Raw genomic sequence first — 13,695 nt, 5'->3', positions numbered from 1 at the left:
AGTGATTACCCATTCAACTGCTTAGTATTGTCATGCCATTCCATTGTTTCGATACTGGTACCGGGAAAAGCGTTCTCACCACCAACGACCACCACTTGCTCTCCCTCATTGACACCACTGGTCACTAAGGTCATGCCGCCAGTATTACCATCGGTCGTAACAAGCCGTTCTTCCAATTGCCCATTTTTCACCACCAACAAGTAAGCCTCGCCCGTCGATTTGTGTTTCACGGCTAAATTGGGAATAGCAAAAGCCTCAACTTCGCCAACGGGGATCTGTGCTCGTACAAATTGCCCAACCAATAATCCGCGTGATGTGTTATCTACGACGGCACGTAATGTCACGTTGCTGGTTTCTTCATCCACATACACAGCGGAATAGACCACCTTACCGGAGAGGATCTGACCGCTGGGCGATATCACTTTTAAGCTGCGATCGGATTGATGGATGTCATCGGTTAAGCGAGAAGCCATAGACGCCGGCACTTGAACATCGAGATACACTTGATCAACCTTACGAATCACCGCTAGCGGCGACGAGTCACTCGGCTTGACCAACGCACCTTCAGTGATCAGCTCTTCACCTATCACACCGTCAATTGGAGCGGTTACGACGGTACGCTCTAAATCGAGTTTGGCTTTATTAAGCTGCGCTTTGCGGCTCATCCATTGCCCTTTCGTTGTACCAACACTAAAACGCGCATCATCTAAGTTCTGCTGACTGGCAAAATCGGTCTCACTGAGCTTTTTCAATCGCTCATATTGCGCTTGTGCTTTTTTATAAGCGTTTTCAGCTTCAACCACGTTAGCACGCTGGGTTTCGACTTCAATTTGGTAGGAGTCAGCATCGATTTGATATAAGGGTGTGCCTTTCTTCACAAAGTCCCCTTGGGTGAATAACCTTGCTTCGATGATCCCCTCGACTTGAGGGCGTATTTGCGCAATTTTGATGGGATTTACGCGCCCTTGCACTTGCTCATACAACGCCGTCGTCGTGGATTTGGCAACAACAGTAGAGAGTTTTACAACCTGAGCAAATGCTGCCGGACCTTCTTGACTGGCTTCTTCAGAAGCGGAAGATGGATTGCACCCTGTAGTTATAAGAGCGGCGGCAATCATCACCGCAACCAAAGACTTTCTGTACATGTTTCTTTCTCACAATCAGATGACACGTTTTCGTCACTTAACTTGAATTCGCTCCCAAGGATGGAGCAGTGTGAGAACGGAAACTAGCAGCGGCTTGGTTAAGACAGGGTTAAGAGACCAAGCAATATCAGGCAATAACGTAAAGAGGGCGACATGCGTGTGACTTTTCGAATACCTTAAACGCAGTTACACTACGCACTCTTTTCTTTTTCCGATTCATTCCCATGACTGACGCTGATATCGAGCTGCAACACCTTTGGTTGGAAGTCCAAGCTGAGCGCTGGCAGAACCTGTCACGCTTTTTGTTTAGCTATTACTGCTACAAACACAACCTCGTGAGTAAAACCAATAAAGTGTGTTGGGAAACTGCCCGTGCATCACTACCTTGTTCTAAAACGATTACCGAGCGCAAACATGCGGTTATCGAACCATTGATACCGGAAGATACGGTCCTTGGACTATTAAAAACCATCAGTAAAGATGGCGACATGAGCTTTGAAATAATGGCGAGCACACTCGACACATTTTTGCGCTATGTTGTGATCAGCAAACAAGAAAAAGCCCAGCTTAAACCCAACATGCCGGCAAGTTGGTATCAGCTAGAGAACAAGCCATTAATGGCTCGTTTTGAACTCGCGGGTATTGTCATTTAAGGTACGTCGATGCAATTACAAACCCTAGGTAAAGGACGCTTTGAGGCGCAATGGAGTGACGATAAACATCTCATCGAAAAAACGATCCGAGATTGCATCTGTACGCGCCGAATTTTTGATGAAAACGAAAAGCTCCTCACCCAAGGTGAGCATGTCGAAAACTTATATCTGGTCGATTCAGGACGCATCTCTATGGGCGTTACAGCAAGAAACGGCAAAACCTTTCTGCTTGGTACGCTTGAGTGTGAACAACAAGTCTTTGGTGAGATGGAGTTCTTTACTGGCTACCGCTGCCAAATGGACATCGTTCCGGTAGAACCGGTTGAAGTTGCGATTATTGACGCGCAAAAGCTGCAAAAATGCTTGTTAGAACAGCCTCGACTGTCGCTTTACTTTGCCAGCGCCATCGCGATTGATTACCAAGATACGGTGGAGATTCTTTCTCGCCGATTACTCTACCCAATCACCTATAACGTAGCGTACGACATTTATCATCAGTATCTAAATGACCTGCCAGTGGATGGGTTCCAAAAGAACTATTTGGAAGCGGAGCGATTTGCCACCTCAGATCGTGTGTATCGTCGCGCGGTGAAAGAACTAGAGAACAAAGGCTTTATCGCTAAAGAAAAGAAAGGATTACGTATTCTCAACTTAGAAGGACTGCGTAATTTTGTTGAAGAATAGCTAAGTTCTTCAATCGTAAATGAGAAAAGGTCTGCATGGTGCAGACCTTTTTGTTCTCTTACTTAATTTCATTTAAGCGATTTGCGTTTGCTCTACTGTCTTAAACTTCATTGAAACCACCAGCATTGCGACGACCACTGCGTAAATAACTGGGATAGCGTACATCACGGTTTGCAGACCAACCACGCTTTCCATTACCGAACTGATAGCTGGGCTGAACATCGCGCCCGCACTGCCGCTGATTAAGATGTAAGACACGTTTTTACTAGTTGCATTGCGCACAAACGATACTCCATAAGCGATGAAAGCATTGTAAAGCGCTGCACAAGCAAAGCCGTAACCATAAGTCAGGTATGAGAGCCATTCTAGTTTATCCGTAGTAACGATAACGCTGGTGATCACCATAGCAACAGAGATGATGGTCAGTAAGAAAGTTTGAATCTTCATACGTGAAACAATCACGGTAGAAACTAATGCGCCAACCAGAGCCGCAGACCAGTATTGAGTGATGATGTTGCCCGCTTGCTCAAATGGGATATCAAACTTCTCTTTCACGAACATTGGCGCCCAAGTTAAGAAGGTGTACAACGCAAGCATACCTAGGAACAAACCTACGCCACCGCTGATGATGCCGAAGTTCCATTCAGATTTTGCTTCTTGTTCAGAGCCGCTTTCACCACCACATTGGTTAAAGTTAGTCAGCAAAGCAACAAACATGGTTGCCAACGCCACAACGCCCACGCTTAGGTAACTGATGCTCCAGTTCATTGCGTTCGTCAGCGCGTAAGTGGTGATCAATGGGAAGACGACGCCAGCAATGTTAAAGGTCGCGTCTTGAACCACCAGCATGGTGCTTTGAATTTTGTCTTTCCATACCGATACAACGATAGTACCCGCGATACAAAGACCGACACCACCACAGAAGCCAATCACAGTCATGCCAAGCATCACGATAAACAGAGATGGCGCGACGTATAGACTCAGTGCTGCTGCGGCAATCGCACCGTAACACAATACGGTCATGCGTTTGATGCCGACTTTTTCAATCAAAAAGAAAGCCGCGATAGTACCGGCAAGTGCGCCGCCGTTTAATAGCGAGAAAATCGATGCGACTTCGTTAACGTTCGCATCAAAGGTGTTGGCAAGCGGTTCAACCAACATACCAAATTGGGTCGCAAAACCCGCCATGATGAAGTTGGCGAGAAAGCTAATTGCGGTGAGTGTTATTTTATTTTTCATAATTCACTCCAAGGGCTCATGAGATAGATGTTCTTAGTATTAGAGAGAGCCGACTAACCAGCTCTCAAAGAAAACTTAATTGTAGGGTTAAGCTTTAATCGCAGTTTCTAGCGCAATTTCAATCATGTTGTTGAAAGAAAGCTGACGCTCTTCTGCTGTGGTTTCTTCGCCAGTAATGCAGTGATCAGACACGGTCAAAATCGCCAGCGATTCAATGCCGAATTGGTGTGCTAAGCCGTACAAGCCCGCCACTTCCATATCCACACCAAGCACCCCAAAGCGCTCTAGGGCTGGGATCATGTCTTCATCCGGATCGTAGTAAAGATCGCCAGTGAAGATGTTACCCACTTTTACATCAATGCCCTTCTCTTTCGCAGACATGTAAGCGTTGTGCAGCAGTTCAAACGTTGCAGACGTTGCCATATGGTAGCCACTGCTGCGCTTAGCATTCGTCGGTGAATCTGTGCCTGCCGCTTGGGCTAGGATAACGTCACGCATGTGAACGTCTTTTTGCGTCGCGCCGATGCTGCCGATTCGGATGATGCGTTTCACACCAAAGTCATTAATCAGCTCGTGACCGTAAAGCACCATTGATGGAATGCCCATGCCGTGCCCCATCACTGAAATGCGCTGACCTTTGTAATAACCGGTGTAGCCCAACATGTTACGAATGTCCGTAACCAGTTTGGCGTCATCTAGGTAGGTTTCAGCGATGTATTTCGCGCGTAGCGGATCGCCCGGCATGATAACAGTTGAAGCAAAATCTTCTGCAGAACCTGCGATATGAGCAGTCATAATGTTTTCCTCGTTCGTTCTGATGGCGCAATCATAATGAGGAAGCAGGACAAAGTTTCAGGACAAAAGTCCGGTTTGAAAGTACGAGCTCTCATAACTGAGCAAAGCGTCAGTATTCAACGAAAAAAGCGCCCACAAGGAGGCGCATTCGGTCAAAAAAGTGAGTAATTCTTTGCAGAGAAAGCTCAGGGTAACCGCAAAATGGCTTGTTGCTTTAACTAGATTTATTCTTGAATGCCGCGGATGCGCACGTTTCGTCTGCGCAGTATTTCTAGCGTGACGAGCAGACACACCGACATAAAAATCAACAGTGTCGCGACGGCAAGTATCGTCGGACTGATTTGCTCGCGAATGCCAGACCACATTTGTCTTGGTACGGTTTTTTGCTCCGCCCCCGTTAAGAACAGCGCGACCACCACTTCATCAAACGAAGTGCCGAAAGCAAACAAGCCGCCGGAGATCATACCCGGGCGTATTAGAGGAAACGTCACGTGCCTAAAGGTATACACCGGATTAGCTCCAAGGCTAGCAGCGGCTTTAACTAAGCTGTGGTCAAAACCACTCAGTGTTGCCGTTACCGTGATCACCACAAACGGTGTACCAAGTGCAGCGTGAGCCAAAATGATGCCGATGTAAGTCTGGGAAAGTCCTAAGCGCGTATAGAAGAAATACATAGCTGCCGCCGAGATGATCACCGGAACAATCATTGGCGAGATCAGTAGCGCCATAATAGCATTGCGAAACGGCAAATTACTGCTGGCTAATCCTAGTGCCGCTAATGTGCCAAGCGCTGTGGCAATCAAAGTTGCCATCAAAGCGATAAAAGTGCTGTTTTTGAGCGCTAACAACCACTGCTCGTTGGTGAACATCTCGTGGTACCAACGCACTGAATATGCCTCGGGATCGAGATTAAGCATGTCCTCAGTAAAGGTAAAATAAGGTGTGGCATTAAACGATAAAGGAATGATGGTTAAAATCGGTGCAATAAGGAAAAACAGCACTAAACCGCAAAAAACCAAATACCAAGCGTACGCAACTCTCTCGCCTTTGGATGCATAATTCGGCAAACCCATAATTACCCCCCTACCTTGATATTATTAATGCCCACGACGCGGTTGAACACATAAAACAGCGCTAACACCACAAACAACAATAATCCGCCTAAAGCCCCTGCCATGCCCCAGTTCAGTGAGGTTTGCATGTGATAAGCAATCATGTTGGAAATCATCTGTCCGCTTCGCCCACCTACCAATGCTGGCGTGATGTAAAAGCCGATGGAAAGAATGAAGGTCAACAGCGCGCCTGCGCCAATACCGGGTAGCGTCAGCGGCATATAAACTTTGGTAAATGCGACTAAAGGCGTGGCACCGAGTGAACGAGCTGCGCGGAAGTATGTCGGACTAATGCCCTTCATCACGCTATAAAGCGGTAAAATCATAAACGGCAAAAGGATGTGAACCATCGATACCACGGTGCCAAACGTATTGTGGATCATTTGAATCCGTTCCGACGTTAAGCCAGACCAAATCAGTAAGTCGTTAATCACACCTTGGTTTTGCAACAACACAATCCAAGACGTAGTCCGAACAAGTAGCGAAGTCCAAAATGGCAAAAGAACAACGATCAACAATAGGTTTGCGCGCTTGTCTGGTAAGTTTGCTAACAAGTACGCTACGGGGTATGCCATTACCAAGCAAATGAGCGTGATTAAGACCGACATCCAAAAGGTTTTAAAGAAAAGGTCGACGTAGATCTGGCGTTTTTCTGGTTGCGCTTCAATTTCACCAAACTCATTCACTTGCATGTCTAATGCCGCTAAGTAGTGGCTCAATGTAATGGCACCGCTGAGGTTCTTAAACGCCGCCCAATACTTAGTTTCTGTCCAGCGTTTATCGAGCTTGGATAACTCAGTCATCGATGCTGGCAATGACTCAAGGCGAGATAACTTTCTTCCGGTTTTCATCATTAAGCTGCGCATTCCGGAAACTTCAATATTCATGCGATTGGCGATTTTTGGCAGCGTTTTGCTCTGATACAAAGCCAATAGCTCATTAGAAAACGCAGTGATCACTTCTGGGTGCGGCTGACCTCGATAGTCCCAGCTTTCCAGCGCTTGAATAGTGTCTGGTAATGCTTGAGGTATGGCTCGATTGTCGACACTGCGATACAGCATTTCTAAGATGGGAAATGCAAAGGTGAGTAAAATGAAACACACCAAGGGCACAGTAAGCATGATCGAACGGATGGTTTTTCTCCGTTCTGCTTTTTGCAGCTGAGCTTTGAGATCGTGTTCTTGCTCATGAACTTGGCGCTCGATTTCCAATACCGAGTCCAACGAGGTTAGCTCTCGACTCATGCTGCCTCCTCATTGCATTCCGTTTGCGGTTGAGATTGAGGTTGTGAGCAATCAAGCGCATGGCAATCTTCACTTTGCCAGCCGATGCGGCATTGTGCGCCGGGAGTAAGTGAGAGATGGGTGCGATTGTCATTTGGTACTTTGACGACGAGTTTGCCGACTGTCTCGACGTCAACCACTAAACGATAATGATCACCATGGTAAATGAGCTCACGCAAGATACCGGAAACTTGGTTATCACACTGATCGCCATCAGACTGAAGGATGATTTTCTCCGGTCGAATAGAAAGTGTGGTGCGCTGCCCTCGCTCTTTGACTCTTACAGGTTTCGCATTGAATGCCGCTTTCCCGACCTGCACTTGGCAGCGAGCATCATCTAGCGTGTTTACAATACCGGTAAGTTGGTTGTTCTCACCAATAAACTGCGCCACAAACGCATTGCTTGGCGATTCGTACAACTCAGTTGGCGGCGCCAATTGCTGCACTTCGCCATGGTTAAATACCGCAATGCGATCAGACATCGTCAGCGCTTCATCTTGATCGTGCGTCACGTACAAAATGGTGATGCCGAGCTTTTCGTGAAGATGCTTTATTTCCATCTGCATTTGCTCGCGAAGCTGCTTATCCAACGCACCCAACGGCTCATCCATCAACACAAGTTTTGGCTCGAACACCAAGGCTCTGGCGAGGGCGACGCGCTGTTGCTGACCGCCAGATAACTGCTTGGGATAACGACTGGCAACGTGCCCTAGCTCCACCATGTCTAATGCGCTTTGCACTTTACTTTCAATGGTTTCCCTGTCGAGCTTGCGAACCTTCAGCGGGAAGGCAAGGTTTTCAGCAATGGTCATATGGGGAAAGAGCGCATAGTTTTGAAATACCATGCCGATGTCTCGCTTATGCGGAGCAAGGTTGTTCACCGGCACGCCATCAATATAAATTTCGCCGCCAGTGGCAGTTTCAAACCCTGCCAGCATCATTAAGCACGTGGTTTTGCCCGAACCGGAAGGTCCAAGCATGGTGACAAACTCGCCAGGGGCAATATCTAAGTTAAAATCTTTTACAACCAAGTTGGTGCCATCGTAAGTTTTCTTAACGTGTTGAAAGCTGACATAGTCCTTGTTCGCCGAATTCATGGCTTCCCTCCTCTCACTTTTTTGAACATCAAGAATAAGCAGAGCGTCACTTAACGCCCTGCTAAGCAGCTTAGTTATAGATTGTATTTAGTTAGATCTAGACGAGTAGCAAGCGCATGCTCGACCAATTGAATCACCTGTTCACGCTCTGCGCCTTGCAAGATTTGACGAGGGGCACGAACTTGCTCAGAGCCGCGTCCACACACTTGCTCTGCCAACTTGATGCACTGAACCAAAGTTGGGATGGTGTCTAAACGCAGCAATGGTAGGAACCAGCGGTAAATCTCCAACGCTTCTGCGTAACGACCTTGACTTGCCAACTTGTAAATCGCTACTGACTCTTCAGGGAATGCGTTGGTTAAGCCGGAGATCCAGCCTGTTGCACCTAGCATTAGTGATTCAAGCGCAATGTCATCTACGCCGCTGAATACGGTAAAGCGGTCGTCAAATTGATTGTAGAGTTCTGTAATGCGGCGCGTATCGGTAGTGGACTCTTTCACCGCCACAATGCTTTCAAATTCAGCCAACTTCGCCATGATGTTGAGATTGACATCCACACCGTAAGAAACTGGGTTGTTGTAAATCATGATTGGCATTTCTGGCGTTGCTTGCGCCAAAGTGCGGTAGTAATCAAAGGTCTCGCTTTCTGACGTGCGGTACACCATTGCAGGCATCACCATACAGCCATCAATACCGATTTTTTGAGCGTCTTTCATATAGTCAATCGCTGCAGTGGTAATGGACTCTGCCGTACCAGCAATCAAAGGTACACGACCATTGACCACTTCTTGTGCTGCCTGCAATACCTGACGTTTTTCTTCTGGATACAAGGCGCAGTTTTCTCCTACTGTACCCAAACAGATGATGCCGTTGACGCCATCCTTAATTTGGTTATCGATAACGGTTTGTGTTGCATCTAAATCAATTGACTGATCGTGACGAAACTGAGTACTGACCGCTGGATAGACACCTTTCCATTCTACTTTCATTAACTTTCTTCCCTATATGTATATTGTATGCAATTTTAGAAGGCGAGCGAAAACGCTCAAACTAGGCTGATGCCGCTTTCTTTCAATACCGCTTGTACGGCGGCTAAATCGGCTAAGGCACTGCCCACCGATTTGTATAAGGTGATCGCCTCATCACTCTGACGCCCTCTTACTTCTTTGGCGCAAAGCTGTGGCAACTCTCCTTTAATCTGCTCGACGTTAAACACGCCCTCTTGGATTGGGAGCAGTAAATCCCCTGCTTCCGCTAACACATTAATACGGCTATCAACATACACCTGTGCGCGTTGGACAACTGTCGAGTCACACTCTCGTTTATCCGAATCATGATTACCCACTAAGTCGATATGTGTGCCGGGTAGAACCTTTGCACCATCAAACAGTGGTGTAGCGGAAGCGGTTACACAACTAATGATATCAACGTGTTCAAGAGTCTCATCGACGCTCTCAACCACCGATACCGCAAACTGACGCTCGATTGGCAAGGATTGATACTCTGGCGAAGAGACAATGCGATCGACGGTAGCCATCGCTTTGTCCAAGTTGCGTCCCCAAACATAAACCTGTATAAGGGGGCGAACCGCAGCATACGCCCACGCAAAATATGGTGCCAGATTGCCAGTTCCGCATATCAGCAACCGAGAGGCGTTTTCACGCGCTAGGTAATCCGCAGCTAATGCAGACGCCGCCGCTGTACGCCAAAAAGTCAGCACTTTTCCATCGACCAATGCGACGGGTTGACCGTCTTCTCTTTTAAACACCAAGATTTTGGAAGCCAGCGTATCTTTGCCATCTGCTGGGTTTTGCGGAAAATAGGTAAAAGCTTTAACCGCGATTAAGTTTTGGTTCCATGCGGGCAGCAAAGCGAATGCCTCATACTTACCTTCTTCCAAAGGCATCACTCTTCGTTGGGGAATAGCAGCTGGCTGGGCATAAGTTTCTCGCATGGTTTCAATCAATGACTTCATGCTCAAACACGTGGCAACTTGCTGCGCATCGATAACGTTCATGGCTTCTCCAAAGCAAATAAGGGGGGGACATCAGAGGCGGAACTTTTGATTATCAAGCCCGCCCCTTCAGAGGTAACACTCAACTGAGTTAGCGCTTAGTTAACGCCTAATTAAGCAGCCACGTATTAAACTCTTCATTGAGTTCATCGGCATAATCCGACCACCACTCGTCATCAATCAAAAAGGCTGTTTTAAAGTTCTGCGGTGCGGTAGGCAGGTTTGCCAAAATCTCAGGACTTACTTGTGCCGAAGACGACTTGCGGGTTGGACCATAAGCAACGTATTTTGCTTGGTCAGCTAAAGGCTTGGTACCCGACGAAAAGGCGATGAAATCGAGCGCTAACTTGGTGTGCGCACTGCCTTTTGGAATCGCCCAGCCGTTCATGTATCCCATTTGGTGATCCCAAATGATGCGAAATGGCTGACCTTCATCTTGTCTGGCATTATGGATACGACCGTTAAATGCCGAGGCTATTACCACTTCTTTGTCGGCGAGCATTTGTGGTGGCTGAGCACCTGTGGTCCACCACAACACTTGTGATTTGATGGTATCGAGCTTGGCAAATGCTCGCTCGCGCCCTTGTTCGGTCTCTAGCAAGGCATAAACCTCTTCAGGCTTCACGCCATCCGCTAACAGCGCCCACTCTAAGTTACCTTGAGGCTGCTTTTGTAGCGCACGTCGACCAGGAAAGTTCTGCAAATCAAAAAGGTCGGTCAACTTGCTTGGTGCGGCTTTACCTTTAAATGCCTCTTCATTTACCGCGAGTACCGTCGAAACCACAATCGAGTTGATTGCGCATTCGTGAATCGCTCCTTCAATGAAGTCTTGTTCTGCTGGCGTGCCATCCGCACCCGGCGGCAAAATACTTGGATTAACAGGCTCCAACAGCCCTTCTGCACAGCCGCGTACAATGTCTGGCTTGTCTAGTGATACCAGATCCCAGCGCACATTATTGGCTTCTACTTGTGCTTTGATTTCGGCTAAACCACCACTGAAGTCTTCTGAGACAATCTCAACGCCCGTCTTTTTGATAAAAGGTTTGTGGTACGCCTCAACCTGGCTCTTGGTAAACGCACCGCCCCAAGACACAATCGTTAATTTCTCTTCTGCGTGTGCAGAGGTCCCCAACAGCATTCCTGAAATCAACATCGCCAGTGGTGCTTTCGTCATTCGTGACATGTTTTACTCCTTTGGTCGTTTTCTGGAGGTATCCGGATACGGCTGCTGGACACCTTGTTGTTAAATTTTCGTTAACATTAGCATTAAATATATTTTATACAATATTCAATCTTAAATTTTTTAAGCGAATCGCTTGAGCGTAAATGGTGAAAGATCAACCGATGGTTTTTTGCCTTCGACAAGCTCCAAAATGAGATCGGCGGTAATTGCAGCTTGGGTTAATCCAAGGTGCTGATGTCCAAATGCCAGCAGCACTTTTCCTTCACAAATCTGGTCAATCACAGGTAACGAATCCACTGTTGAAGGTCGGTTTCCCATCCACTTTTCTTGTTGTTTGAGAGGGTTTAATCCACTTTCGAACATTGCATCGCCTTGCTGATACAGCATCTCGGCACGCTTCATATTCGGGGGAGATTCTACATGCGCATACTCCACTGTTCCCGCTAAACGCAGCCCACTCGCCATCGGCGTCATGATGAATTTTCGGTCGGCAGAGCTGATCGGAAACGGCAACGCTTGCCGTTTATCATCCATCATTAAGTGGTACCCTCGCTCGGCTTGAATGGGCACTGCGATACCAGTTAATTGCTTCACTAAAAGCTTGGAATGTACCCCGGCAGCAACGATGATACGGTCGAATGAATATTGACTTGATTCCACCGACACTTGCCCGAATTTACTTAGAGCATCAATCGTTTTATTAACAATGGTTCCACCCTGCTTCTCAAATGCATCATAGAGCTCAATGCAGATGGAATAAGGGTCTAACGTATGTCCCGTTTCAGGAAAAAACACACCATGGCGAACCTGGTGAGTGATCTCTGGAAGCTGTTCACGGATGGTTTTCTGCGTCCACACTTGATACTTCACGCCGTGTTTTTTTAGCTCTTCCAGCGTACTTTGATAACGTTCGAACAGCCGTTCACTTTCAAAGGTCAATAACGAGCCATCCATTTTGATCCGGTCTTTTTTCTCGATGGAATCGAGTAACTGTTGCCAGCTTTTTACTGCTCTTGAATTGAGACTTTTGATGGCGTTGGTCGAAGGCTCTGTCGACGATGGTTTGGCTTTTGATAAGAATCGAAGCATCCAACCCATAGTGGAAGGGAGATCTTGCCATCGGATAGAAACCGGACTTTTTGGGTTCAATAGCATCTTAGGTAACTGAGGAATAAGACCCGGTGTTGCGAGAGGAAAAACTTGCTCAGTGGCAATGTGTCCTGCGTTCCCTTTCGAGCAACCATTTCCCACGCCATTCGGGTCGAATAGCGTCACCTGATGCCCTTGTTGCTGCAATTTTAAGCCAATTGCCAAGCCGATGATCCCCGCGCCTACTATCGCTATATTTTGATTTCCAGTTTCTTCCTTGACCAACATGAATATGCTCCAAGTCACATTTGAAAAAGCAGATTGTATACAATATATTTTACATCACGATAACATTAAGCCCGTTCGATTCAACCCATTTTTTCAGCAAGGAGCGAAAAATGAGACAAGGAACCTTTTTCTGTATCGATGCCCACACCTGTGGCAACCCTGTCCGATTAGTGGCAGGCGGTGTTCCTCCGCTTAAGGGCAATACCATGAGTGAGAAGCGCCAATATTTCTTGGAACACTATGATTGGATTCGTCAGGCATTGATGTTTGAACCTCGTGGTCACTCCATGATGTCAGGTTCTGTTGTTTTACCGCCTTGTAGTGACAATGCTGATGCCTCGATTTTGTTTATCGAAACCAGCGGCTGCTTACCAATGTGTGGGCACGGCACAATAGGTACCGTCACCACAGCAATTGAGAATCGGCTGATCACACCAAAGGAAGAAGGTCGTTTGATCCTTGACGTTCCTGCTGGACAAATCGAAGTGCATTACCAAACAAAAGGTGACAGGGTCACATCAGTTAAGATCTTTAACGTTCCTGCTTACCTTGCTCACCAAGATGTCACCGTTGAAGTAGAAGGACTGGGAGAAATCACTGTCGATGTTTCTTATGGAGGCAACTACTACGTGATTGTCGACCCACAAACCAACTATGCCGGTCTTGAGCACTACTCACCTGATGAGATTTTGATGCTCTCCCCCCGAGTTCGTGAAGCCGTTTCAAAATCGGTGGAATGTGTGCATCCAGATGATCCAACCGTGTGTGGCGTCTCTCACGTGCTTTGGACAGGTAGCCCTACTCATGAAAACGCAACCGCTCGCAACGCGGTGTTTTATGGCGACAAAGCCCTCGACCGCTCCCCTTGCGGCACAGGCACCAGTGCCCGTATGGCGCAGTGGCATGCCAAAGGCAAACTCAAACAAGGTGAGGGCTTTGTCCACGAAAGTATTATCGGCAGCCTGTTTAACGGACGTATTGAAGGCGTCACTGAAGTGAACGGGCGAGCAGCCATTCTGCCTAGCATCGAAGGTTGGGCGCAAGTGTATGGACACAACACCATTTGGGTGGATGACGAAGACCCATACGCGTATGGATTTGAAGTGAAATAAG

13 protein-coding genes are annotated in these 13,695 nt (G+C 47.3%); 3 read left to right on the top strand and 10 right to left on the bottom strand.

Annotated elements, in window-relative coordinates; genetic code table 11:
* Positions 1–5: 5 nt before the first annotated feature.
* Positions 6–1,145: an efflux RND transporter periplasmic adaptor subunit gene (locus tag MHO32_RS05660; RefSeq protein ID WP_239210853.1), complete on the bottom strand. Its 1,140-nt coding sequence runs from the start codon at positions 1,143–1,145 to the stop codon at positions 6–8.
* A gap of 224 nt (positions 1,146–1,369) precedes the next feature.
* Here MHO32_RS05660 and MHO32_RS05655 point away from each other — a divergent pair, with 224 nt between their 5' ends.
* Positions 1,370–1,798, top strand: a complete 429-nt coding sequence (locus tag MHO32_RS05655; RefSeq protein ID WP_038897573.1) for a hypothetical protein — start codon at positions 1,370–1,372, stop codon at positions 1,796–1,798.
* Between the two features lie 9 nt (positions 1,799–1,807).
* On the top strand, positions 1,808–2,482 hold the full coding sequence (locus MHO32_RS05650) for a Crp/Fnr family transcriptional regulator (RefSeq protein ID WP_038897574.1): 675 nt from the start codon (positions 1,808–1,810) through the stop codon (positions 2,480–2,482).
* Between the two features lie 72 nt (positions 2,483–2,554).
* On the opposite strand, the gene tsgA is transcribed toward MHO32_RS05650, so the two are convergent.
* From tsgA to MHO32_RS05605, 9 genes are all read right to left on the bottom strand, one after another.
* Complete coding sequence (tsgA, locus tag MHO32_RS05645; RefSeq protein WP_239210851.1) at positions 2,555–3,721, bottom strand: MFS transporter TsgA; 1,167 nt, start codon at positions 3,719–3,721, stop codon at positions 2,555–2,557.
* 87 nt (positions 3,722–3,808) lie between these two features.
* Positions 3,809–4,519 (bottom strand): purine-nucleoside phosphorylase, encoded by a 711-nt coding sequence (gene deoD / locus MHO32_RS05640; protein ID WP_370445480.1) that lies wholly within the window; start codon positions 4,517–4,519, stop codon positions 3,809–3,811.
* A gap of 221 nt (positions 4,520–4,740) precedes the next feature.
* Positions 4,741–5,589: an ABC transporter permease gene (locus MHO32_RS05635; RefSeq protein WP_239210849.1), complete on the bottom strand. Its 849-nt coding sequence runs from the start codon at positions 5,587–5,589 to the stop codon at positions 4,741–4,743.
* 2 nt (positions 5,590–5,591) lie between these two features.
* Positions 5,592–6,872 (bottom strand): ABC transporter permease, encoded by a 1,281-nt coding sequence (locus MHO32_RS05630; protein ID WP_239210848.1) that lies wholly within the window; start codon positions 6,870–6,872, stop codon positions 5,592–5,594.
* Positions 6,869–8,008, bottom strand: a complete 1,140-nt coding sequence (locus MHO32_RS05625) for an ABC transporter ATP-binding protein (RefSeq protein WP_239210846.1) — start codon at positions 8,006–8,008, stop codon at positions 6,869–6,871. Before MHO32_RS05625 ends, MHO32_RS05630 begins: the two co-directional genes overlap by 4 nt.
* Before the next feature lie 74 nt (positions 8,009–8,082).
* Entirely contained in the window at positions 8,083–8,997 is a 915-nt protein-coding gene (locus MHO32_RS05620) for a dihydrodipicolinate synthase family protein (protein WP_239210843.1), read from the bottom strand.
* Positions 8,998–9,053: 56 nt separating this feature from the next.
* Entirely contained in the window at positions 9,054–10,025 is a 972-nt protein-coding gene (locus MHO32_RS05615; protein ID WP_239210842.1) for an ornithine cyclodeaminase family protein, read from the bottom strand.
* 106 nt (positions 10,026–10,131) lie between these two features.
* Positions 10,132–11,205 (bottom strand): polyamine ABC transporter substrate-binding protein, encoded by a 1,074-nt coding sequence (locus MHO32_RS05610; RefSeq protein ID WP_239210841.1) that lies wholly within the window; start codon positions 11,203–11,205, stop codon positions 10,132–10,134.
* 120 nt (positions 11,206–11,325) lie between these two features.
* Entirely contained in the window at positions 11,326–12,582 is a 1,257-nt protein-coding gene (locus MHO32_RS05605) for an NAD(P)/FAD-dependent oxidoreductase (protein WP_239210840.1), read from the bottom strand.
* Positions 12,583–12,692: 110 nt separating this feature from the next.
* Between MHO32_RS05605 and MHO32_RS05600 the strand changes: the two genes are divergently transcribed.
* Complete coding sequence (locus tag MHO32_RS05600; protein WP_239210839.1) at positions 12,693–13,694, top strand: 4-hydroxyproline epimerase; 1,002 nt, start codon at positions 12,693–12,695, stop codon at positions 13,692–13,694.
* Position 13,695 lies beyond the last annotated feature (1 nt).

Source organism: Vibrio sp. MMH1-50, from assembly GCF_022347645.1.
Taxonomy (GTDB): domain Bacteria; phylum Pseudomonadota; class Gammaproteobacteria; order Enterobacterales; family Vibrionaceae; genus Vibrio; species Vibrio harveyi.
This window is presented reverse-complemented; position numbering and strand designations above follow the sequence as displayed.